Annotated in this window: 21 protein-coding genes; 7 read left to right on the forward strand and 14 right to left on the reverse strand. The window is 44.2% G+C overall.

Features of this window, described 5'->3' with window-relative positions; genetic code table 11:
• The first annotated feature begins 6 nt into the window (after positions 1-6).
• A complete protein-coding gene (locus tag CGZ90_RS04370) occupies positions 7-1,623 on the forward strand; it encodes an MDR family MFS transporter (protein WP_094251099.1) in 1,617 nt (538 codons plus the stop codon).
• Positions 1,624-1,743: 120 nt separating this feature from the next.
• Here CGZ90_RS04370 and CGZ90_RS04375 read toward each other — a convergent pair whose 3' ends face one another.
• The 6 genes from CGZ90_RS04375 to CGZ90_RS04400 all read right to left on the reverse strand — a co-directional run bounded on the left by CGZ90_RS04375 (position 1,744) and on the right by CGZ90_RS04400 (position 10,295).
• Positions 1,744-4,215: a S8 family serine peptidase gene (locus CGZ90_RS04375; RefSeq protein ID WP_094251100.1), complete on the reverse strand. Its 2,472-nt coding sequence runs from the start codon at positions 4,213-4,215 to the stop codon at positions 1,744-1,746.
• A gap of 38 nt (positions 4,216-4,253) precedes the next feature.
• The gene (locus tag CGZ90_RS04380; RefSeq protein ID WP_240515341.1) at positions 4,254-5,666 is read right to left on the reverse strand and encodes a S8 family serine peptidase; all 1,413 of its coding nucleotides are present in this window, start codon (positions 5,664-5,666) and stop codon (positions 4,254-4,256) included.
• Between the two features lie 217 nt (positions 5,667-5,883).
• The gene (locus CGZ90_RS04385) at positions 5,884-6,525 is read right to left on the reverse strand and encodes a response regulator (protein ID WP_094251101.1); all 642 of its coding nucleotides are present in this window, start codon (positions 6,523-6,525) and stop codon (positions 5,884-5,886) included.
• Positions 6,503-8,344 (reverse strand): GAF domain-containing sensor histidine kinase, encoded by a 1,842-nt coding sequence (locus tag CGZ90_RS04390; RefSeq protein ID WP_094251102.1) that lies wholly within the window; start codon positions 8,342-8,344, stop codon positions 6,503-6,505. The genes CGZ90_RS04385 and CGZ90_RS04390 overlap by 23 nt, the downstream gene beginning before the upstream one ends.
• Positions 8,345-8,986: 642 nt before the next feature.
• Positions 8,987-9,943 (reverse strand): hypothetical protein, encoded by a 957-nt coding sequence (locus CGZ90_RS04395; RefSeq protein ID WP_094251103.1) that lies wholly within the window; start codon positions 9,941-9,943, stop codon positions 8,987-8,989.
• A 4-nt stretch (positions 9,944-9,947) separates the two neighbouring features.
• Positions 9,948-10,295 carry a hypothetical protein gene (locus tag CGZ90_RS04400; RefSeq protein ID WP_094251104.1) on the reverse strand — a complete coding sequence of 116 codons (348 nt, stop codon included), beginning with the start codon at positions 10,293-10,295 and terminating at the stop codon, positions 9,948-9,950.
• A gap of 167 nt (positions 10,296-10,462) precedes the next feature.
• On the opposite strand from CGZ90_RS04400, the gene CGZ90_RS04405 reads away from it, so the two are divergent.
• From CGZ90_RS04405 to CGZ90_RS04430, 6 genes are all read left to right on the forward strand, one after another.
• Positions 10,463-11,704: a glycosyltransferase family 4 protein gene (locus CGZ90_RS04405; protein ID WP_165766764.1), complete on the forward strand. Its 1,242-nt coding sequence runs from the start codon at positions 10,463-10,465 to the stop codon at positions 11,702-11,704.
• Positions 11,701-11,904 (forward strand): hypothetical protein, encoded by a 204-nt coding sequence (locus CGZ90_RS04410; protein ID WP_133063549.1) that lies wholly within the window; start codon positions 11,701-11,703, stop codon positions 11,902-11,904. The genes CGZ90_RS04405 and CGZ90_RS04410 overlap by 4 nt, the downstream gene beginning before the upstream one ends.
• A gap of 30 nt (positions 11,905-11,934) precedes the next feature.
• On the forward strand, positions 11,935-12,864 hold the full coding sequence (locus CGZ90_RS04415; RefSeq protein WP_094251107.1) for an NAD-dependent epimerase/dehydratase family protein: 930 nt from the start codon (positions 11,935-11,937) through the stop codon (positions 12,862-12,864).
• A 29-nt stretch (positions 12,865-12,893) separates the two neighbouring features.
• Positions 12,894-14,129, forward strand: a complete 1,236-nt coding sequence (locus tag CGZ90_RS04420; RefSeq protein ID WP_094251108.1) for a glycosyltransferase family 4 protein — start codon at positions 12,894-12,896, stop codon at positions 14,127-14,129.
• A 34-nt stretch (positions 14,130-14,163) separates the two neighbouring features.
• A complete protein-coding gene (locus CGZ90_RS04425) occupies positions 14,164-15,384 on the forward strand; it encodes a glycosyltransferase family 4 protein (RefSeq protein ID WP_094251109.1) in 1,221 nt (406 codons plus the stop codon).
• Positions 15,385-15,502: 118 nt separating this feature from the next.
• Positions 15,503-15,955 (forward strand): hypothetical protein, encoded by a 453-nt coding sequence (locus CGZ90_RS04430; RefSeq protein WP_094251110.1) that lies wholly within the window; start codon positions 15,503-15,505, stop codon positions 15,953-15,955.
• A gap of 53 nt (positions 15,956-16,008) precedes the next feature.
• Here CGZ90_RS04430 and mgtE read toward each other — a convergent pair whose 3' ends face one another.
• The 8 genes from mgtE to hpaD form a co-directional block, all read right to left on the reverse strand.
• Positions 16,009-17,367, reverse strand: a complete 1,359-nt coding sequence (gene mgtE, locus CGZ90_RS04435) for a magnesium transporter (protein WP_094251111.1) — start codon at positions 17,365-17,367, stop codon at positions 16,009-16,011.
• A 132-nt stretch (positions 17,368-17,499) separates the two neighbouring features.
• The gene (locus CGZ90_RS04440) at positions 17,500-17,901 is read right to left on the reverse strand and encodes a DoxX family protein (RefSeq protein WP_094251112.1); all 402 of its coding nucleotides are present in this window, start codon (positions 17,899-17,901) and stop codon (positions 17,500-17,502) included.
• Positions 17,902-18,013: 112 nt separating this feature from the next.
• The gene (gene map, locus CGZ90_RS04445; protein WP_094251784.1) at positions 18,014-18,763 is read right to left on the reverse strand and encodes a type I methionyl aminopeptidase; all 750 of its coding nucleotides are present in this window, start codon (positions 18,761-18,763) and stop codon (positions 18,014-18,016) included.
• A gap of 89 nt (positions 18,764-18,852) precedes the next feature.
• Positions 18,853-19,455, reverse strand: coding sequence for a TVP38/TMEM64 family protein (locus CGZ90_RS04450; protein WP_094251113.1), 603 nt, complete (start codon positions 19,453-19,455; stop codon positions 18,853-18,855).
• 117 nt (positions 19,456-19,572) lie between these two features.
• The gene (locus CGZ90_RS04455; protein ID WP_094251114.1) at positions 19,573-19,950 is read right to left on the reverse strand and encodes a hypothetical protein; all 378 of its coding nucleotides are present in this window, start codon (positions 19,948-19,950) and stop codon (positions 19,573-19,575) included.
• A gap of 68 nt (positions 19,951-20,018) precedes the next feature.
• Positions 20,019-20,474, reverse strand: a complete 456-nt coding sequence (locus CGZ90_RS04460) for a pyridoxamine 5'-phosphate oxidase family protein (protein WP_094251115.1) — start codon at positions 20,472-20,474, stop codon at positions 20,019-20,021.
• 79 nt (positions 20,475-20,553) lie between these two features.
• Positions 20,554-21,726 (reverse strand): beta-aspartyl-peptidase, encoded by a 1,173-nt coding sequence (gene iadA, locus CGZ90_RS04465; RefSeq protein WP_094251116.1) that lies wholly within the window; start codon positions 21,724-21,726, stop codon positions 20,554-20,556.
• A gap of 504 nt (positions 21,727-22,230) precedes the next feature.
• A complete protein-coding gene (gene hpaD, locus CGZ90_RS04470; RefSeq protein WP_094251117.1) occupies positions 22,231-23,214 on the reverse strand; it encodes a 3,4-dihydroxyphenylacetate 2,3-dioxygenase in 984 nt (327 codons plus the stop codon).
• Positions 23,215-23,218: the final 4 nt, after the last annotated feature.

Below are 23,218 nucleotides of genomic sequence, written 5' to 3' on the forward strand. Positions count from 1 at the left end.
ACATTTATGGAACATATTGATAAAAGAAAAAAAATAGTCATCATGTTTTCAATCATGGCAGCATTATTGTTTGCTGCGTTAAACCAGACTATTGTCGGCACAGCGCTTCCTACAATCATTTCTGAGCTTGGCGGCATTGAATATTTCAGCTGGGTATTCACCATTTTCATGCTTGCTTCAAGCATTACAGCTGTCCTCGTCGGACGTCTTTCAGATACTTACGGAAGAAAGCCATTCATCCTTATCGGTATCGGTATTTTCAGCATCGGCTCTTTTCTGTGCGGGATATCTGACACCATCATTCAGCTTATTTTATACCGTGCGATCCAAGGCTTTGGCGGCGGTATGATCATGTCTACTTCATTTACCGCTGTAGGTGACCTGTTTTCTCCGAGAGAACGAGGCAAATGGCAGGGGCTATTGAGCAGTGTTTTCGGATTGGCAAGTGTATTCGGTCCGACACTTGGAGGATATATCGTTGATCATTACGATTGGCACTGGGTATTCTGGATTTTCCTTCCGTTTGGAATTGTTGCATTTCTCATGATTCTCATCCTTTTTCCAACAGTGGAAAAGCAATCAAAGGAGCCTGTCGACTATTTAGGTTCTTTATTCATCACTTTAACGATTGTTCCGCTTCTTCTATCTTTTACGTGGGCCGGAAAGCAATACGACTGGGTCTCACCTCAGATTATCGGATTGTTTGCAGTCTCGCTTATTGCTCTCGCTGTCTTTATCAGCATTGAAAAAAAAGCAAAAAGCCCCGTACTGCCGCTTGAAATGTTCAAAACAAAGGTATTTACCGTATCCAACATTATCGGCTTCTTTCTTGGAGCAGGCATGTTCGGTTCCATCATGTACATGCCGATGTTCATACAAGGTGTAATGGGAACGTCTGCGACCAAATCAGGCTTTGTTATGATGCCGATGACCCTTAGCATGGTTGCAGGGAGTGCGATCAGCGGCCAGCTGATCACGAAGACAGGAAAATATAAAAAACTGGCGCTGTTTGGACTTCTCGTCATGATTACGGGCATGATCAGCATGTTTTTCATGGATACAGGAACGACGAATACAACAGCAGTGCTGAACATGATTCTCGTCGGTGCCGGGCTTGGGATCAGCTTCCCTATCTTTACTTTAACCGTACAAAACGCGGTAGCGCATAGACTGCTAGGAACAGCTACTTCCTCTGTCCAGCTTTTCAGGCAGCTTGGCGGTACAATTGGCGTTGCGATAATGGGAAGCATCATGAATGCCAGGATGAAGGATTATTTTGCAGAAGAATCGGCTAAGCTTTCAGTAAACACCGAAACTGCACCTCTAATGCAAAAACTTGCCGGGACGCTTTCTGATCCTCAAGTACTTTTAAACCATGAAGCGCTAAAGGCTATTCAAGGAAAAATTCCTCCGTCCATGATGGAAATGTTCAACAGCATGCTGCACTTGCTTCGTGAATCTTTAAGCTATGCGTTGAGCGGTGTTTTTTTAACCGGTGCTTGTGTGATCGGATTCGCTTGGATTCTTACATTATTCTTCCTAGATGAGATACCGCTGCGAAAGACAAATAAAACGGAATCTGAAGAAACAACCGGAGAGCTTTCTGCGGCTGCTAAAGAATAAAAACACATATTAATTTTAAAATTAGGTTAGCTGACGTGAAAAATCGCATCTTTGTAAAAGTTATACTTCCTTATCGTTAAAAAAGCCTGTACGTCATGATCGACGCACAGGCTTTTTCATTTATTGCATAAATGCTTGATAAAAGCGGTTAGCTGCGACCGCATATTCCCCGCGTAATATATTGGCTGATGGCCTGAATTCGGCATGCAGCACAGGCTCGAGATCATAAGGTCCTTGAACCACTTTAAAGTATGCATTGAGCAGGTTTAGATCAAGTGCAACCTGGACGTAACCTCTTAGGTGCGCCGGTACATTGGCTGCGTCATCAATCTTCACCCGTTCATCCCCTGACTGAACAGTAAGAGGATCCGCCGCTTTACTGAGCGCAAGACTTTCCAATCCAAGGCTTTGAACAAATGAATAGGCTAGTTCTGCTCTTGAAACTGTTCCCGATGGAGCAAATTTCCCGTCAGTTTTTAAGAGCATTACCCCTTTTTGAATCTGCTTTCCATCTCGCAAAGCTCCGCCCCTTAAAGTGACTGCCTGGGCGAACGGACGATCGGCTGCTGGAACATCTGGAAGTGAAGATGCTTTTACAGCCTGCCGAATCTCTGCCCCGGACAAAAGATAACGCGCAAGTTCAATTCTTGTGAGCAGCTGATTCGGTTTGAATGTCCCGTCACTGTAGCCGTCAACTAGCCTCTCACTAACAGCTGTCTGGATGGCTGCTTCTGCAGGGTGTCCAGCAATATCCTTTAATCCTGTAAATCCTCCAGCTGTTTTGAATGTGATACTTCCTTTTAATTCCTCTGGAAGGCTTACTCCTGATGTAGGATTATTTTCATCTCCCCGCAAGCCTCTTACCTCGGCTTTCCATTCTCCAGCAACTGGTGAATCCACGACTACAGTCCGCGTATATTCCAGCGGAAACAGCAGGGAAACGCCAGAGCTGTACTCGGTGCCATCAGGTGAAACAAGTACGAGGTTAATCGGATTTCCTGTCTCCCCATCTATTCCTTCTCCGTTCACCTTAGCAGAAAGGCTGGCTACACCTGTAGGCACCTGAAATACATGCTTATTTTCAGATGTTAGCTTTACCGGATCGTAAGTAAGAGTGAAATTGCTTGATGCTTCGTTAATACTTGCAGAACTGTTGAACGTTCGCAAAGCGTTCACTGTTTTTCCGTATTCCGTTCCGTTCAATACATTATCAATAGCCGCATAAGCATTGACATATCCTGCACCACTTTCCCACGTCTCCATCCCTGGTATGTTAGTTGCCGTTTTTCTCAAAATATTTTTAATCTGGTCAGGAGACAGTCTCGGGTTCGCTTCAAGGAGAAGTGCAGCAATACCAGCAACATGAGGTGTCGCCATTGATGTACCGCTCATGGTCGTATAATACGGAAGATAAGCGGGTTCAATTCCGCTTGCATCATCAACTGCACCAAGAGAAGAGACTGGCGCGATAACTCTTGTTGAAACTATGTTTACACCTGGAGCTGTTAAGGATGGTTCATCATTCCATGTCCATGTTTTGCCGTCCATATTAAACGTACCGCCTGCATTCTTCTTTCCTCTCGACGAGAATTCTGCAAGCTTTCCTGATTTTTCTCCTGCTGCTACTGAAATGACCCATGGCGCTTTTGCATAAGGATTATGTGTATCTTCTCCTGGCCCTTCATTTCCGGCTGCAAACAGGACTGTTATCCCCCTGTCGTAAGCAGCTTTACTGGCAATGTTAATAGGATGCTCCGGTTCAAAATCTCCCGTTGATCCCCAAGAGTTCGTGATGACACGTATATTGTATTTTGATTGGTGTGTAATCGCATAATCAAATCCTCCGATTCCATCAAGAACGAAAAGTGCTGCCCCTGAACCGTAGCCTATCAAATCAGCCCCTGGCGCTGCGCCTTCATACTTCCCGCGGGACATCGCCCCTGTTCCTCCGACAGTACCTGCTACATGTGTTCCATGCCCGGAGTTCGTATCGGTGTTTGGAACGTTTTCTGCATAACTGATTGGAAGGATGCCAGAAATAGAATGCAGATTAGTAGAAGCCATGACATTTTGTACAAGGTTCTTCCCGAGTTCATGGTCTTTATGTGTTCCGTCAACACCGCTGTCATTGACCACAACTCCGATTCCTTTTCCAGTGAGGGGAATTCCGCCGTTCGCTGCCGTAAATGCAGTGTCCGTACGTGCTTTGTCCACACCAGTGATTTCTGTTGCATCAGCATTATAATAAGTTAGTTTTTCATTCAGAAAAATTGAGTAGACACCAGGTTCTTCTGCAAGCTTCTCAATTTGTTCCTTCGTTGCAACTATTCCTGCCATCGGCAGAGATTGAAGCAGCACAGCATCTTGAATGCCGGCATGAGATAATACATTTTTTGCAGATTCCTGAACCCAGTCTTTTGCTTTAAAGGTTACCACTGCGTTAATCGGACCGGATGATGAACGAAGCTTCTCCTGCAGTGTTTTTCCGATAACCGCTTGACCTTCCGCTGCTGCCTTTTCATCTGGACTGAGAAAGTTGAACGCAGAAATTAATAATACTAAAGCAGTGAAAATTTTCAGCACCTTTTTCATTAGGCAATGCCCCTCTCTTCTTTTAATAAAATATAAGATTACTTGCCGAACAACGCCATTCCGACTGCTTTATATGCATTTATATAGCCTGCTCCCGTTTCGAACGGAGAATAGCCTTCCATAGGGGTAGCTGAATCGATTAATAGTTGCCGGATTTCCTGAGTACTTAAATAAGGATTGGCATCCAGCATCAATGCAGCCACACCAGCTGCATGTGGTGCCGCCATTGATGTGCCGCTCAATGTTGTGTAATACGGCACATATGCCGTGTCTATTGTCTGAATATCTTTAGCAGAGGAGAGCACACCAACCGGTGAAACGGTCCTGGTAGAAACGATATCCTTGCCTGGGGCCGTGAGTACCGGTTCATCCTTCCACAGCCACTCATTGCCGCTCACAAATGCAGTGCCTCTGCCTCCCGCTTTGCCCCGAGAAGAAAAATCGGCAAGGCGCCCAGCTTTGTCACCAGCTGCAACGGTCACTACCCATGGTGCTTTTTTATAATTACCAGTGATCGTATCGGCTGTCGGACCTGAGTTTCCTGCTGAGAAAACAGTCAGGATGTTACGGTCATACAATGCTTTTGTGGCAACATTTACCGGGTTTTCAGGATCAAACGGTGTTCCCATATCTCCTGTGTCACCCCAGGAATTCGTAATGATACGGATTCCGTACTGAGCCTGATGCGTGAGTGCATAATCAAAGCCTCCAAGCGTATCAATTATCGCAACCGCAGCTCCCGACCCATATCCGATAAGGCTGGCTCCAGGAGCGACCCCTTCGTACTTCCCGGCTGACATCGCACCCGTTCCTCCCACGATTCCTGCAACGTGGGTACCGTGTCCGGAACTGTTGTCAGTGGATGGTACGTTTTCGGCATATTGTACTGGCAGAAATTCTGAAAGCCCATGAAGGTTAATTTGTCCAGTGACGTTTTGGATTAAGTTTTCACCCAACTTGTGGTCCTTATGAGTGCCGTCAACACCGCTATCGTTGATGACCACTCCAATGCCTTTTCCTGATACCGGAAGACCGCCGTTCGCACTGCGATACTCATTATCAACTCTTGTCTTGTCAACACCTGTCAAGTCAGTCGCATCGTTGTTGTCATATGCCAGAGGGGCATTATAATAGACAGATCGTACTGCAGTCAGCTCTGAAAGGCTTTTTAATTCACTTTTGGTCACGAACACCCCGGCCATTGGCAGACTTTTCAGCAAAACACCTCCGTCAATTCCCGCTTTTTTCAGCAACTCGGCTTTTTCACTGAAAGGGAGTACTTCGTCGAATGTAACGATGGCTTCTGCTGCGCTGTTTTCTTCTAGTTTCATGAGCAGTCTTTCGTCGATCATAACCATCATTTCCTCACCTGCAGCAGAATCTGGCTGCTGCAGAGGAACCATTAACCCGGCAATCAAAAAGCCAGATAAAATCAATCTTTTAAATCCCAATCAACCCGCCTCCTTTTTCAGAATTTTCATTATTTGTAAATGATTATCCCCTTTTTTAAAGACCTCTAATATTCCCAGTAAGTAATAAATTGCATAAGCCTTTTGTTTTATCTTTTTATAGGGATTTGGCAGAAGGCGCAGCGGCTTCTACAGCAAAGGAATTAGATGTAAAAAAGCCCCTCTGAACAAAAACTTGTTCAAAAGGACTTTTGATTGATTATGACATAGGCACCATCTGGTTTTGCACGGCGTAAATGACAGCTTGCGAACGGCTTTTAACGTTAAGCTTTTTAAATATTTTGCTGACATGAATTTTGACTGTTTTGTCGCTGATAAACAATTTTTCGGCTATTTCCTTGTTGCTGAGACCTTCCACCAAACCAAGCAGCACTTCATGTTCTCTGTCAGTCAGATCAGTCTCTTCTCTCTTTACTTTCGACGACTGGAGATGGATGTTCACCAGTTTCTTCGTCATACTTGGTGTGAGGATAGATTCTCCCCTGTAAACAGCTTTTACCGCCTCGACGACTTGCTCGGATGGAGAATCCTTCAAAAGGTATCCGTCTGCTCCTGCTTTTAATGCCGATAGCAGATACTCATCATGATTATACATAGTCAGCACAAGCACCTTTGTGTCCGGGTACTTTCTTTTGAGCACCTCTGCCGCCTCGACACCATTCATACCTGGAAGATTAATATCCATGATAACAACATCCGGCAGCACTGCGGGCATCTGTTTAATCGCATCTTCAGCTGAAATCGCTTCTCCCGCAACATGCATGTCTTCTTCGAGAGCGAATATCGTCTTTAATCCGTCACGCAATATAGCATGATCATCAACAATCATGATCGATATCATGTAGAGCAGCCTCCTTTGGCTCAAGATTTGGAATGTGCAGTTTAATTTCTGTCCCTTTTCCGGGACTTGACTGGATATGGAGCGCTGCACCAAGACTGTCAGCCAATTCATTCATATTCAACAATCCGTAGTGCGGTTCTTTTTGTGCCTTTCTAATCGCTTCATAGAGAGAGAAACCTGTACCGTCATCTTTTAGTTTAAATACGACAAAATCTTCATTATAGCTAAGAAGAATATCAACTTGCTTAGCACAGGCATGCTTTACGGTGTTCTGCAGACTTTCGTTAAAAATATCAAAAATCACCTTTTCCACCATAGAGCTCAGATCTTTTTGGTTCCCTTTTTCATGAAAATTAATCGCAAGAGAATGTTCTTTTCGAACGAGATCCAGCTGGCTTTGAATCGCCTTCTTTAAGCCAATCCTCTCTGTCGGGTATGGACGGAGCGCATAAATGGAATCACGCAGTTCCTTTAAGCTTCCTCTTAGTTTGTTCGTACTTGTCTTCATCAGCTGCTGTGTTTTTTCTGGTTTAGATTCCAGCAGTCGGCTGGCTGTTTCGAGCTGCATGACTGACCCGGCAAGTGTCTGGGCAATGCCATCATGGATCTCACGAGCAATCCTGTTTCTTTCTTCGAGCAATACCCTGTGCTCTCTTTCTTTAATTAAAATCTTTGTCTTGTTCACTACAGCCAGCTGGTTGGCAAGCGTTGCCACAGAGTGTATATCATCCTGCGAAAAACTGCCCGCACGCGTTTTCCCCGTAAGAAGTACACCCGAAACCTCACCTTCTACAACCATCGGAGCCGCTACCGCCGTCTTGACCTGCTGCTGAAAAAACGAGAACACCCAGCTTCCCTCATCTACCTTTTTATTAAAGTGAACAAGACCATTCAACGTTATAAGTGCATCCTCAATTTCTCTGTTCAAAAACGCTTCTCTTTGAAAAACACCGTTTTTCATGCTGATTTTCCACTGCTCCCCATCATAAAGAAAAAGAATCACTGCATCTGCCTCAAGAAACTGCGTGATAGAACTCTCCATCTTCTTGATCCAGTCTTTTGAAGGAAGGTTCTCATTCAGCTGAGTACTGATTGAAAACAGTGTTTTCAATCGATTTCTTTCCTTCTGCAGCCTAGCAATAAATGAAGAGATAAGCGCAGCGGCCACAAGCGGAGAGAAAAAGAACAAGTATGAAAACACATCGATTTCACCACGGTTCTGCGTCCCCAGCAGCATCATTAAAGACATATAAAGTATGGAAAAAGCCGCTACCGAAGACTCGGACAAGAACTTCTGCAGAAAATGGCGGAAGCTGTATGGCTGCGGCCTAAGCAGCAGAACGATATCTACAATAAGGTTATTAAATACAAAATACAGCACAGTTACACCTATCATCCGCAGTTCAGCATGCCAAAAAGCAGATTCACCTGCATCCAGTCCAATCGCTGATAAAATATTATCCGTCGCTGCGGCCGCCAGAAAAAAGCTGATCACCAGCTGTGATGGATTAAACAACTTTACCCTGAATGGCCTGCGGTTTAAGGCAAGCACCGTAAAAACGGCTGCACCAAACACAAAAACCGCCGTTCCCCATCCGTACAGCAGTTCCATCGTATAAAGAAGTGGAAAACTTAACGTTGTGAGACCTTTCCATACAGGGATGGGATAGTATTCAGCCAAAAGAAGAAACAAAAGCAAGATGAAGAAAATAAGCGGATCTTCGACCGGCTGCAGAAACAGTGCCGAGACGGCCCATAATGTCACTCCTAAAAATGAAGTTCCATAAATAAAGCCGCTTGCCGCTTTATCATTTCTCAAATGCCAGCCCTCCTCTTATTTAAAATTTTCCGTCAATTTATTATAGCATAGGTTAAAAGACTCATTAGCTGCATAAAAACTGCTATGTATATCTTTATTTAAAAAGGCTGTTTTCGCATACCTTGTTGCTTTAAAGAATTTAGAGGAGCAGTTAATCTCCGTTTCAGGCGCACGCTTTCCGCGGGGCGTGGCGAAAAGCACGGGTTGGCTCGTTCAGCCCCGACAAGCAAAAGGGAAAGGGGCCGGTAAGTCGCTCTTTGACTTATTGGACACTTGCCCTTTTGACCTCGAGGGGCTAGCCGTTTTCTGCTGGACAGGTGAGCCCCTTTGCCGCTGCGCGCCCTAAAGGGTCTCACCTGTCCCACTCGTCCCGCAGGATAAGGAAAGCTACGCAGCAAGACATTGCACGAAGAAAATGTGCCTTTCATTTTCGAGGAGTCGGCGCCTTACACTTCGATCAACTTTATCAAGGATGGATTCAGGATACCAATTGAATAAATAATTAATTGAACGAAAAACAGGAAAGGCCGAATGGCATGAGCCGCTGACCAATCCTGATTACACCATATTATCTCAAAATGCAAAAGATACTTCTATTGCTCAAAAGTCATAATCGTGTACGACTAATTGTCTACATGCAGCTTAAAGTATGGAATAAATCGCGTTTAGCCCGTGCTGTTCCATATCGAATTCCCATTTCTTCACTTCAGCACGCAAATCAAAACATGCAATATGAGTTGGCTTCACCCCGAAATTCCCGCTAGTTGTCTTTGATCCATCCGCATTAATTTTGGTTGTTGGTCTTAAACGGGAAAAACAAACGACTACCTTATCATCGCCAACCGGTTTAATTCCCCGGCACCACCCGAGTGGCATATTAGCTGCTGCCATCTTGTTCAGATTATAAAGCTGCGGCCTGCCTGGATTCTTCAGATCAACTTTTACTACATGCCCATCTACGCGCGTAAAATAGATGTGTTCATCATAAATAACTCCATCATGAATGTAGGCACCATTAACCGGTAAGCTCCATCCTTCATGTGTCAGGCAGACAGCATCCTGCTGGTGGCACCTCGTCACCCAAATATGCGGCCCCACCGTAAACACATAATTTGGATGTGATTTGTGCGGCTTAGTTGATGGGATAAGCCTATAATCTTTTTCCTTTGAAAACTTATTCCATGTCTGTTCGCCAAGCACATCCCATTCTCGAATAATGGTCCCGCCTTGCGTCATCTCAATGACCATATCCAGACCCGTATTCGCGATCAAAAGGTGCCCTGCGTCTGTACACGCCACATGATGCAGGTCATTGAAACACTTTAGAGAGACATAACCGGTCTGGACAAAAGATGGCAGTGAATACATCAGCACCTCTGTCTGTGTACATACGTACAGTGTACTGTCTCGAATCGAACCTGCTTTAAACAGGATTGAGGGGTTTTTTACAGGACATGTCTCTGGTGGGGATTCGTAATGAACATTAATTTCAGCGTCTCCAGATACGGTGTCAAACGTTAAAATAATCCCCATATCATATTGCGTCGCCTCGCTCTGTAAGCCTTCCCTCTCTCTTCCGCCAGTCAGAATGAGCTTCATATCATCACTCCACAAATTTAATGCTGCCTGTAAGATTTCTCACAGCAGAATTGCTGTTTCTCCCAATAACTTCAAACGTCAGTTCATGTGGCTGAATACTTGTTGATGAGATCTGTATGGAAAAGCTGTCATAATCAACGTCTAGGTTTTTATACAGCACATTATTTTTCGCTGACACACTGTTTAAATATTGAAACAAGCGGACATCTTTACCGTTTTTGGTACCGACGGCCTGAATGAGAACATCCACATTTTTTTCTGAATTATTCATCACTTTTACATCCAAAATAACGACTCCTCTGCTTCCATGCACTGCCATGTTTCGTACAGGACCTAAAATATATATAGCCATTTTCTCACCTCGCTGCCTTCGTTACTTCACTATATGTATATTTCGAAAAGGTGACATTTTTTCATGAAGTATAGGAAAACCCAAACAAGTGATGCAGTTGAGAATATAGTAAAGTACAGTGCTTCTTTTACGCCCTTTAAGAATGAATGATAGAAATAGGTGATTCAATGAAAATTTTACTGGCCACGTACTGGTATATACCTCACTTAGGCGGTGTTTGGCCGTTAATGTGCCAGATGAAAGAAAAGCTCGAGAAGCTTGGTCATGAAGTCGATATTTTTGGCAATACGCCAGACGGACTGGCATACCACATCGTCAATAAAAACCTGGTTATAAAAAAAGAAGAGCTCATCCCGTTAGTCCATACACAGCTGAATCCTGCCAAGGAACCCGTCCTTCACACAGATAAAAGAACCTTCAACCTGGAAACCGACCGTTATTACATGGAACTTGCAGCATGCTACTTCGGTTTGTCTCAATATGACATCATCCACACACAGGATGTCATCTCCACCTGGTGCCTCAGCAGAGTGAAGCCCGCCCATGTACCGCTGTTCGCAAGCGTGCATGGTGTGCTGGCACGTGAGACCATCCAATATTTCAAATACCTGAACCCGCACGCTACCATAGATGAAATCAAAAAGACATTATATTGGAAGCATTATTACACACTCGACAAGATGGGAACTCATTCGGCCGACTTAATACACACTTCATCTCAATGGACACATGACATTTTCATCCAAGACTATCAAGTTCCTAAAGAACGGGTCGTGAAGTTTCAATACGGCATTGATATTCCCGCATTCCTGAATCAAATGGAACAGCCGACAGACATACAAGCCCCTAAAGGAAGAAAGGTCATTATCTTTACTGGAAGATTAGTAGACATTAAGGGTGTCCACATCCTCTTGCCTGCTCTCTCCTTATTAAAGGGAAAGCGCTCTGACTGGGAATGCTGGATTGTCGGAGACGGGGTCATGAAAGACGTACTCATCCAGAAAACGGAGGAATACGGCATTAGCGATCATGTAAAGTTCCTCGGCCGCCGTAATGACGTGCCAGCTTTATTAAAAAAATCGGACATTTTTGTAATCCCAAGTCTTCAGGATAATATGCCGCTGTCATTGATAGAAGCTCAGCTTGCCGGCAAGGCAATTATTTGTTCGGACGCTGGCGGACTGCCTGAGATGGTGCAGCATGGGGTGACAGGTCTTGTTGCCGGTGCCGGACAAGAACGGCCGCTTTTCTTACATCTTCTTTCTTTGCTTGAAAACGATGATCTGAGAATCCGTTTATCTTCCTCCGTAAAGAAATGGGCTTTAAAGTTTTGGTCAGTCGACTTGATGACAGAACGAATCCTCGCCATTTACAAACAGCTACTATCTAGATCGTTAAGAAAGGAATGAACACTTTGAAGGTTCTCGGAGATTTATATAATTCGATGTTTCATAATCCAATAGAAACGAACGTATACGTTGAACATCAGATATGGAGCAAAATCAGAGCAAATGTACCAGATGGATATAAAATTCCAGATAAAAAAATGATGGACATCATTGCAAAGTTTATCGAAGAGGGAACAAGTTCTGATTTATCTAAGCTATGATACCTACTCTTTTAAGATGGAGGCTTTATTTTGAAGATACTTGTTACAGGCGGCTGCGGATTTATCGGCTCGCATATCATGGACCTGCTCATCTGCCACGGCTTCGAAACAGCTGCAGCCGATGATTTAAGCTCAGGTTCGCTGAAATATCTTGCCCCTCATAGAGGAAAGACAGCTTTTTACCCATACAGCATTTTAAGCCCTGAATTTGAAGATGCCATTAAGCACTTTATGCCAGAAGCAGTCATTCATCTTGCTGCACAAGTGTCTGTTTCCCGTTCTGTACAAAACATGGTTCACGATGCTGAAATTAATATATTAGGCTCAGTCAAGCTCATTGAACTGGCAAAAAAATACGGAATCAAAAAGATCATATACAGCTCCAGCGCTGCGGTGTATGGAAGTCCACAATTCTTGCCAATCACAACCGATCATCCCTTAAACCCTGTGTCTCCATATGGTATTTCAAAAATGATTGTTGAAAAATACCTCGCCTCTTCACAGTCGCTTTTCGGAATTGAGTACATGGTTCTTCGGTTTGCAAATGTATACGGTCCAAGGCAGAACAGCCATGGTGAAGGCGGTGTAATCTCTGTTTTCATCAACGATATGCTGCAGAACAAACATCCCGTTATCTTTGGAGATGGAAAAAACACACGAGATTTTATTTTTGCCGGCGATGTAGCAGAAGCTAATCTTTCTGCATTGAACTCCAGCACTTCAGGTGTCGTCAACATCAGTTCTGGCATTGAGACGAGCATCAATGAACTTGCCGCCAAACTGCAGCAGCTGATAGGAAGAAATATTCAGCCGAAGCACCAGAAACCGCGCGCTGAGGATATCCGCTTCAGTGTTTTGTGCAACCAAAGTGCTGTCAATTCCCTGAATTGGAAGCCCGCTGTCACACTTGATGAAGGGCTGAGACAGACGATTGCGTTTTATGTTCACGAGAAATCGTAATCAATTATGCGCTGATAGAAGGTGAATTCTTGAACGTTCTGCTTGCCACCTACTGGCCGCTCCCTTATACAGGGGGATTATGGACATTCATAACAGAATTTAGAAGAGGACTTAAGAAAAAAGGAATCAATGTGGATATATTGTCATGCAGTCCTGATCATTCCATGTACTATTTGCATGACTCACCTTTTTCCATCAGGAAAACCGATATTCTTCCTTTACTTGTTGAAAAATTAAATGATGGGGGTTTATTGTTGAATGATCCCTCCGTATCACATGCAGAGCTTAATCAATACGTTTTCGAAATATCAGCTGCTTATTTCGGACTCTGCCAGTACGATCTCATACACGCTCAGGATCCAATCGCTGCAAGAGCTCTCGCACGTGTGAAGCCAGCGGCTGTCCCTTTGATGACAAGTCTTCATGGATCTTTATCGAGCGAAATCTTTTACAAGATTAAATCTCTTTACCCTGCCTTTTCTGAGCAAGAGATTTATAAATACCCCTTGTACCGTTATTATAGAATGGTTGAAATAGAAGGCTGCTCTCAAAGCCAAATCGTTCACACTTCTTCAGCATGGCTATATCAAAAAACTCTTTCTAACCTTACTGGCATTCACAGCAACGTGTTTCATATCCCCTATGGTTTTAATGACAAAAATTTTGCTGGAAGAACGTTTTCCTTTAAAAAAATACCAGCTAAACCAGCAGACAAAAAAATCTTGTTTTTTTCCGGAAGACTCGTTTATTTAAAAGGCGTTCACATCCTGCTGCAGGCTTTAAAGCATCTAAAAAAATTCCGCAGCGACTGGGAATGCTGGATTGCCGGTGATGGAGAACAGCGGGAGGAGTTAGAGGCTCTTGCAGCAACATTAGGGATTTCAAGCAACATTCGCTTTCTCGGATCTATAACGAACATGTCCCATTATTTGAAGCAGTCAGACATTTTCATTTTTCCGAGTTTGCAGGACAATCAGCCATTTTCGATTATTGAAGCCCAATTTTCAGGTTTGCCTGTCATCGTTTCTGATGCTGCAGGACTGCCTGAGATGGTAGTGCCTGAAGAGAACGGTCTTATCTTCCGTTCAGGCGACCATGAAGATTTATGCTATTTAATATTAAGACTGCTTGAAGATTCATATCTTTTAAACAAGTGTAAGAAAAATGCAGTTAAACATGCTCAGTTACAGTGGGATTCCAAGAAGATGATCAACCAGCTCACTTTACTGTACAGCAGGTTAATTGCAGAAAAAGAACTAAAATGAGCTCACTTCGTGTTAGGAAGAGGGGAATCTGTAAATGAAAGTGCTTCTGGCAACTTACTTCACCATTCCCCAAGAGATTGGCGGATTGTGGCCGTTTATTTCCGAACTAAAGAATGGCCTTGAAACAAGAGGATTCGAGGTCGATATTTTAGGCAGAACCGCAGACGGTTCAGGTTACACACTGTACAATAAAAATCTAGTCCTCCACTCAGATGAACTCATACCTCTTGTTCAAGGCAATCTTGCTCCAGCACTAAACTTTTTGCCTCCAGCGAATTATGAATTAGCCAGGTATGGTCTGGAGCTTGCTGCTGCATCATTCGGATTGAAGAGATATGATGTGATTCACTGTCAGGATGTCATCGCAGGTTTGTCACTGAGCAGGATTAAACCTGCTCATGTCCCCCTGATCACAAGCGTTCACGGCTCACTGCCTCATTCTTACATTCATTACCTGAAAAACAACATCCCTTCAATAACATTAGAGGACTGCCAGAAGACCGCTACTTACCGATATCATGCTGCGCTTGAATTTGCCGGTCTTCAGAAAAGCTGCCTCATCCATACATCATCAATGTGGTTCCGAAACCGCCTTACCTCACAATACGGCATTTCTCAAGATAAAGTGGAAACGTTCCCGTACGGGCTGAACATTTCTACCTTGGAGAGACAGCAGCCCGGAATGATCCCTCATGTTACACCACATAAAAAAATCATCATCTTCACAGGGCGGATTGTTCATATTAAAGGGATTCCTTATTTGATTGATGCGCTTCATAAGCTGAAAAAGGTCCGCAATGACTGGCAGTGCTGGATTATCGGCGATGGTGAACTAGGGGCAGACAGCGTAAAAAAAACAGCTAAGTATGGCTTGCACAACGACGTTCTTTTTCTTGGAAAACGAAATGATATTTTTCCATTACTGAAAAAGTCCGATATTTTTGTCTTGCCGAGCCTTCAGGACAATCAGCCTTACTCTGTCATGGAAGCACAGGTTGCCGGACTTCCTTCTGTTGTGACAAATACAGGTGGGCTGCCGGAGATGGTGAGACATGGGGAAACGGGCATTGTCGTCCCTTCCGCTAACAGCCATAGCTTGTTTTTAGGGATAAAACAACTCCTTCAAAATGACACGCTGCGCACTAGCATGGGAGAGCAGGCAAAACGCACGGGTTTAGTTCAGTGGTCCTTTCACACGATGATAGACAAGACGATTCACATGTACGAAAAGCTTCTATACAGCTCCCCAAAATGAATAATAAAAATAGCAATATTAAAACAGGCGCCTTACGCATCGCCCCATTATGAATGACAAGACAGAAGTACAAGCCATCACCTCTCTATTTGCATTTACTGTATGAAGGAGGTGATTTATGGTGGCCACAGTGAAGTCATACACTTTTAACGAAGCCCCTAGAGGCAGTTTTTCTCTTCCTTTGAATGTAGCCGCTGGAAATGAGTTCTTTGTTACATCAGTTGTTATTAAAAATCTTGCAGCTGGTGACCGCTTAATGCTGAACGGTACAATTGGCTGGTCCGCAACATTATTAGTTCCTGGATTATCTGAGCTTACTGTCCGAATACGCAGAGGCACTCCAACTGGACCCGTACTGTTTGAAACGAGGGACAACATTCTTGTGCCCGCTAACTTAGGAAGTGTAATCGGTAACCGCACCACTTCCTTTACGCATGCCGACATTATTACGAATGTTTTCCCTTCAGAAGAAACATTCTATCTGACAACAAGGTTTGAAAATCTGGTCGGATTAAACACGGTCGCTCTGCAAGGACCCATTCACCTTGGAGGTTTGCTGACATCACCATAAATAAAAAAAGGGGGTACGGTACCGTGGCGGTACCGTACCCCCTTTTTATTTAGCTACAGCAGCTGATGAATGAACAAAGATGCTGTTCCAAAATATACGAGAAGTGAAAAGATATCATTTATAGTTGTAATGAGCGGCCCTGAAGCAACAGCAGGGTCAACTTTTAATCGGTAGAGCAGCAATGGAATGAGTGTTCCGGCAAGTGTTCCGATAATCAAAGTCAAGAACAAGGAACTCCCTACTACAAGACCCAGTGTGAGACTTCCCTTCCAGATAAATGCGACGAGTGCGATCAGCAATCCGCACGTAGCACCAATTATGATTCCCACTCCAAGCTCACGTCCAATAAGACGCGTAATCGTGTATTTGTCGATATCCTGAGAGACAAGTCCACGAACAACGACAGCCAGTGACTGTGTTCCTGTATTTCCCGTCATGCCGGCGATCATCGGCATAAAATAAGTAAGTGCCACAACTCGTTCTATCGTACCTTCAAACGCTGAGATGATACTGCCTGACATGATTCCAATAAACAAAAGCAAGATGAGCCATGGCAGCCTTCTGTAAGAAGCGACTAAAGCGCTTGTCTGAAAATCAATCGATTTACCAGTTGCAGAAAGCTTTTCAATATCTTCATTCGCTTCTTCAATCAAAACGTCAAGTATGTCATCGACCGTCACGATTCCCAGCAATCTGTTTTCTTCATCAGTAACCGGTACAGCAATAAAATCATATCGTTCTATCGTTCTCGCCACTTCTTCCTGATCCAGGTCAGCTGGCACAGAAATGACACGATTGTACATGATATCTTCTATCTTATCGTTCATATCGCCAAGCAGGAGATCGCGGTACGAAACAACCCCTACTAATTTTTTATCTTCATCTATAACATACAAATAATAAATATTTTCAGCGAAACCCGCGAATGTTTTCAGTTTATCTACCGCATCCCTGACGGTATAGATTTTAGGAATCCACACGAAACGGTTTGTCATGATACCGCCTGCGGTATCACTCTCATATTTCATCAAAGATTGAACGGTACGTGATTCGTCCGCTGTCATGGTGCTAAGAAAATCTTGGATCTGCTCAACTTCTAGATTGCCTAAAAGGTCAGCCAGATCATCGTTTTCCATGAGGTTCATGATGTTGGATGACCGTTCGATGCCAAGCTTATGGATGATCTCGATCTGAAGCTCGCTTTCAAGCTCCTGAATAAGGGAAGCAATCTGCTGTGCTGTTAAATAAGTTAAAAATTTATGCCTATGCTTTTCTGGCAGGTTTTTATAAACATTGGCGATATCGTATGGCTGCAGCTCGTCGATCAGCAGCTGAAATTCTTTCTTTCTCAATTCTTTTAAATTCTTAATAACAAGCAGCAGTATTTGATTTTCCGTCATGTCTTTATACACGGACCGTCACCCCCTCATCTCTCTCGCACCTTATTATAATGCAACAGAAAGGCAGTTGGCTATTAGTCCGTTTTTAAAAAAATTGCTTATTGAGCAGAAAAAAAGCGCTGTCTGAGAGACAGCGCGTGATCTTTATTTAAAAAACAGATGCTGCAGCGAATAATCGCCTGCTCCGATCATAGCAACTCCAATAACAGCTGCGATAATGGCGAGGTTATACTCATACCCGTTCTGTGAGACCCAATACCCATTTGATGCATGAACCTTCACGATCGCTACCACCATCGTGGCTGCGATCAATCCTGCACCTGCCCAAAGAAACAGCCCTGATGCAAACAGCAGACCGCCTGCGAGTTCAGCTAAACCTGCAACAAGAGCCATCGTGTAGCCTGGCTTCACCCCGATAGACTCAAGCCAGCCTCCTGTTCCCTTTAGGCCATATCCGCCAAACCATCCAAACAGCTTTTGCGCACCATGAGCAGCAAGCGACAGGCCAATAACAAGGCGAATAATTAATAGTCCCCATGATATCATTTGGATCTCCCCTTCACACGTTATAACTTACTTTATGTAAGTTAAATGTGTAATATAACTTCAATTTGTTAGTTACTTAAAAATAAAAAAAAGCCGCCATGATGACAGCATCTTAACTCTGTTCGGTTAAAATCAAAGGTCCATTTTTCGAGATCGCGACAGTGTGCTCATATTGAGCGGATAGTGAACCGTCCACCGTTCTCACTGTCCAGCCGTCACGCTCTAAGCGAACGTAAGGAAATCCGATATTCAGCATCGGTTCTATTGTGATGACCATTCCTTCCTCCAGAAGCGGTCCACTTCCCGGCATTCCCCAATGCGGAACAGGAGGGCTTTCATGCAGCGTCTGTCCGATTCCATGTCCGACATATTCGGTAACTACAGAATACCCCCTGCGCTCTGCATATTCTTGCACCGCAGAAGAAATATCACCGATCCTGTTCCCAGGCTGCGCTTTTTCAATTCCGGCATACAGCGCACCCTTTGCGCTGTCCAGCAGGGCATTCGCACGAGTGGAAATGTTCCCTACGGCATACGACCATGCTGAATCTGCGAGCCATCCATCCAAATTCACGACAAAATCAATTGTGACAATATCTCCGTCTTTAAGTGCAGCAGCGTTCGGCAATCCGTGGCAGACACAATCGTTGACTGAAGCACATGTAGCAAATGGATACCCCATGAAACCCTTTTGCTCTGGTCTTGCACCAAAGGAAAGTAAATATTCCTCCACGAAACGGTCGATCTCAAGCGTCGTTACGCCCTCTTTAATAAAAGTTCTTAGCTTTTTATGGCAGGACGCCAGCAAGTCACCCGCCTTTTTCATCTGCTGAATCTCTGAACTTGATTTTAATTTCGCCACAGCCACCCCGCCCTTCTGTCACACCACTATATTCAAAAAGGGCAGGTCCTTATCATCATTTCTTCACAAAAAAACGCAACGCTGCAGCGTTACGCATGGTGGCTTTGCTTTAGCCTCGATTCAACAACCTTGCCGCCGAGCCAAAGGACAAATATCCCGAACACGATAAGACCAATTTTAACCGGACTTTTTATCACGTCCATGAAATCGTAGCCGATAAACGATACAATTGCGATCATAACGAGCTTTCCTAAAAACAAAGCAAGAAAATACGTTCTAGTACTGATTTGTGACACCCCTGCCACAACGTTAATCAGTGCAGATGGCGTGAACGGAAAACAATAAAGCAGAAACAGCATGCCAAAGCCATGCCTTTCTACCCAGAGCAGCGTCTTATTGATTTTCTCATGACGTGTTAAAAAACCAAGAATTCTTTTTTGTCCGAACTTCCTGACGACCGTAAATACGATAACCGAACCCGCACAGACTCCTATCCAGGAATAGAGAAAACCAAGCCAAAATCCGTACGCTGCAGCATTGCCTGCCACAAATACGAATAATGGCAGCACCGGAATGAATGACTCCAGCATAGGCAGCAGAATGCCTGGAAGAAAACCTAGATCCTTGTAGTTTTCAAGAAGTTTCAATATATTCTCTTCGGTTAAATATTGCTTATAATCTTTCCAGTCCATATCCGGGTCTCCCTCGTGCGCGTCCTTACTCTCCATATTTTCCAGCAATGCGGTTGGCTAACCGCTTATGACGGCTTTCATTGCTTTTTATTTTACCATACGCAATGCAAAAGGGAATTAGCCCTTGAAGCTGTTCTTTATCATTTTTGGCGGCATGCCAATAACGAACAGACACACTGCCGCAATATATAAATAAGGCAGCGAGAAAGCCCAGTGTGCGTGGAAAGCTGAGGGACCGTCCGTTATTGTGCTTCCATGAAAAATAATCCATAGAATAATAGGAGGACCGTGCAATATGATTCCTGCACCGCTTAAAATCTTGAGCAAAACGTAATGAACTTGTTTCATTGCCGCATAAAAGAGAATAATTCCCCATATGACCGCCGCATACCCCCACTCCTGAAGTCCTTCTTCCTGCGGTCCGTACATTCTGCCAACAAAAGAGATTCCGAGCATCATGGACAATACTCCTGCCGAAATGAAAAGAGACCTCATAGTTTCCCCCTTATAAATAATTTTTAGCTGAACGTAAAAAGGACTGCGGAAACTGCAGTCCATTGTTCTTATTTCATGAGAGCCGCGTAAACCTGAACATCAAGCTCTTTCGCTTTTTTCTCGTTGTACGTTTTTTCAAAAGCAGGTTCTTGAACAATTTTCGCACCCCAGAACATACTTTCAAACACATTGCTGACGTCTACTTCAATTTTCGCAAGTTTCAGAGGGACATCTTCCATCGCGTGCTCTAAAATAGAAGCCTTGCCGTTAATAGAATAAACCGTGCCAAGTCCAACAATCGTAAAGACGACTTCCGGGTTCGCTTCTATATTCGTTACAATTCTCGAATTGTTCGTTACAGTAAAACGGATTTTCTTTTCTGAAAAACTCTTTACCCAGGAAATAGCGTTCACGCTCGGAGCTTTGCTTTCTGCGTCTACCGTTCCGAGGAGAACAAGCTGTTCACCTTGAAGGAAATCGTACAATTCGGGACTTAGAGCTGTCGGGATTTCTTGTTTTGCCATCAACACTGTCTCCTTTTAAAATGGTATTTTGTTTTATCTTTCTCTTCAGTGCGCCTGAAACCCTTCTTTTTTGAAGGAACTATTCAAACGTCCCTTTTACCACTGCGCTTCCTTCCCGAACCATAACCTGACCGAGTGCGATCACAGTATCGATATCGAGGGAATCTTTTTTAAGAAGAACAAGATCTGCATCTTTTCCCTCTGCAACCATGCCTTTCTTAGAAAGCTTCAGAATTGCTGCTGGATTTTTAGTTATGACAGAAAGCCCTTGCTCTATACTGACGCCTTCCTGCAGGATAGCCTCTTTCACTTCTGAATACAAAGTCGAAACTTTTCCGATTGTCAGTCCTATGAACTCTCCCTTTTCATCAAATGCTGGCAAACTTCCCTGCGCATCGGACGTAAAGGTAATGTTTTCGATTGGCACCCCTGCCTCTAGCATTCTTTTCAGGCCTTTACTGCATTTTACTTCTCCGCCATCTAAAAACTGCTCAGTAGTGCTTGTGGTAAAGTCAACGAATCCACCCTTTTTAGCAAAGTCTATACCCGCTTCAAAAATGTAACTGTTGCGGTTAATATGTGTCGGATAAAACTGGCGCATCGGCAGGTCAGTCGTCTCAACAACTTCTTCTATTAAAGAAAGCATAGACCGGCTGTCTCCGATATGAATGTTCACGACACCGCCCTTTCCAGCAAGCATGCCAGCTACGCGGGCACTCGCTGCAAGCCTGGCAATCTCTTGTGCCGTCGGCTGCGACGAACGGTGATCAGCAATCGCGATCTCTCCTACTCCGATAATTTCTTCTATCATCATTATGTCGTTTTCAACACTTCCCGTCAGCGTTTTGACCGGCACATGATAGTTTCCTGTGTGGCAATAAACCGATATACCCTCTTCCTTAAGAGCTTTCGCCTTGGCGATAAGGTTTGTCATTGTACGTGCTGTCCCGTCCGTGCCGATGACTCCGACAAGCGTAGTAACACCAGCAAGTGTTGCATCGGTTAAATACAGCTCTGGCGTACGCGTCTTGAAACCGCCTTCGCCGCCGCCTCCCGTAATATGTACATGAGCATCAATAAACCCCGGCACAACGATCATGCCCGCAGCATCGATGACTTCGATGTCTGCAAAGCCTACAGGCACCGGAATGTGTTCCCGGATAGACCCAATCTTATCTCCTATCAAAAGCACGTCTTTTACACCTAAATACTCAGGAGCATAAACTTCTCCATTTTTGATCAACGTCAGCAAAATGATCACTCCTATTCTCCCTGTATTGTAAGGGAAGAAAAGGAATGTTAGCAATAAGTAAAAGCGGCTTGGTTTCAAGTATAAGTGCTTAGCTTTTCTATTACGAAGAAACAATAGATAAAGAGTGTTTTCAGAACAGACGGGGGGCGTCATTTCCCTAGGCAGCAAAAATACAAATTATGTTAATCCTTCTAAGAATTTAATTGATTTGTTACTATTTATCAGCCGATTCTGATTAAATAGCTGCAGAATCTTTATAACCTCAAGAAATCGAGGTATTGCTTATTAAAAGAGCTATAAAAAAAGACCATCACATCATTATTAAAAATGTTTAATTGATTTCCCGGATTTTTTAAATCATTTCCCAAATTATTCACATCAGTACAGATTTTTTTACATCATTTCACGAATTTCTTACATCATTTCCATTTCAGCAGATGACAGCTTTCCCAAAATAGTGGACAAACAAAAAGGACCTGCAACGCAGCAGGTCCCTTCATTTTTTCATGTCACAAAATCAGGCTTTCTCTGCGCGAGAAGCGGCTGTTTTTTCGCCACTTCAGCTCCTGTCTCTATATCGAGGAATGAAACTGCTTCGTTAAACCAGCTGTCTGGTGCTTTGTGGCCCCAGAATGTCTGACGCCTTGGGTCGTTTATGTCCCATTTAACTGGCTTAAAATCAGGGTCGCTAGTCAAGTAGTCTCCGTTATAGAGCTCGATGCGATTGCCGTCTGGATCACGGACGTACAGGAAAAAGGCGTTTGACAGTCCATGCCTGCCGGGACCGCGCTCGATGTTGTCGGCATAACCCATACTTGCCATCACATCGCAGCAATGAATGAGGCTCATCGGATCAGACAGCCAGAACCCGACATGATGCAATCTCGGTCCTTCACCGTTCATGAACGCCACGTCATGGACGGTCGGCTTGCGGTGCAGCCATGCGGCCCATGTGCGGTCTTCCTCTGTTGCCGTATACTCAGATACCCTGAATCCAAGCTCTTCTGTATAAAACTTAACTGCTCCTTCAACATCAGGAACCATACAGTTCACATGGTCAATGCGCTGAACACGGGCACCGCGGTATAGATCATATTTTTGCAGACACCGCTCCGCACCGTCCATTTCTGCAAAAAACTCAACTGGTATGCCTGACACATCTTCAGCCCGCAATGCGCGGCCGACACCAGGCTGCGCACCTTTCTCAAGCCATGCAGTCCGTGAACCGCGTGTTTGGAAAAACTGTTCCAGCTTCTCCAAGTCCGACTCTTCCCACACTTTATAGCCCAGAGCGTGAACACCCGGCTTATCTGCTTTCCTTAACAGAAGGCTGTGATGCACATGCTCTTCCAATCCCCGAAGCGCCATATATTCATTCGTACTCTCGGTCTCAATAAAGCCTAGTGCATTCACATAAAAATCCTTTGCGGCATTTAAGTCGGTCACATTCATCGTGACACGCGCCACGCGGATAATGTTGTAATCCATCATG

Source organism: Fictibacillus aquaticus, from assembly GCF_002245695.1.
GTDB classification, from domain to species: domain Bacteria; phylum Bacillota; class Bacilli; order Bacillales; family Fictibacillaceae; genus Fictibacillus; species Fictibacillus aquaticus.

Excerpts from the sequence above, each read along its gene's own strand:
- CGZ90_RS04370 (WP_094251099.1), top strand. The coding sequence starts at position 7 with ATGGAACATATTGATAAAAGAAAAAAAATAGTCATCATGTTTTCAATC.
- CGZ90_RS04375 (WP_094251100.1), bottom strand. The coding sequence starts at position 4,215 with ATGAAAAAGGTGCTGAAAATTTTCACTGCTTTAGTATTATTAATTTCT.
- CGZ90_RS04385 (WP_094251101.1), bottom strand. The coding sequence starts at position 6,525 with ATGATATCGATCATGATTGTTGATGATCATGCTATATTGCGTGACGGA.
- CGZ90_RS04395 (WP_094251103.1), bottom strand. The coding sequence starts at position 9,943 with ATGAAGCTCATTCTGACTGGCGGAAGAGAGAGGGAAGGCTTACAGAGC.
- CGZ90_RS04400 (WP_094251104.1), bottom strand. The coding sequence starts at position 10,295 with ATGGCTATATATATTTTAGGTCCTGTACGAAACATGGCAGTGCATGGA.
- CGZ90_RS04405 (WP_165766764.1), top strand. The coding sequence starts at position 10,463 with ATGAAAATTTTACTGGCCACGTACTGGTATATACCTCACTTAGGCGGT.
- CGZ90_RS04410 (WP_133063549.1), top strand. The coding sequence starts at position 11,701 with ATGAACACTTTGAAGGTTCTCGGAGATTTATATAATTCGATGTTTCAT.
- CGZ90_RS04425 (WP_094251109.1), top strand. The coding sequence starts at position 14,164 with ATGAAAGTGCTTCTGGCAACTTACTTCACCATTCCCCAAGAGATTGGC.
- CGZ90_RS04430 (WP_094251110.1), top strand. The coding sequence starts at position 15,503 with ATGGTGGCCACAGTGAAGTCATACACTTTTAACGAAGCCCCTAGAGGC.
- CGZ90_RS04440 (WP_094251112.1), bottom strand. The coding sequence starts at position 17,901 with ATGATATCATGGGGACTATTAATTATTCGCCTTGTTATTGGCCTGTCG.
- CGZ90_RS04450 (WP_094251113.1), bottom strand. The coding sequence starts at position 19,455 with ATGGACTGGAAAGATTATAAGCAATATTTAACCGAAGAGAATATATTG.
- CGZ90_RS04455 (WP_094251114.1), bottom strand. The coding sequence starts at position 19,950 with ATGAGGTCTCTTTTCATTTCGGCAGGAGTATTGTCCATGATGCTCGGA.
- CGZ90_RS04460 (WP_094251115.1), bottom strand. The coding sequence starts at position 20,474 with ATGGCAAAACAAGAAATCCCGACAGCTCTAAGTCCCGAATTGTACGAT.
- hpaD (WP_094251117.1), bottom strand. The coding sequence starts at position 23,214 with ATGGATTACAACATTATCCGCGTGGCGCGTGTCACGATGAATGTGACC.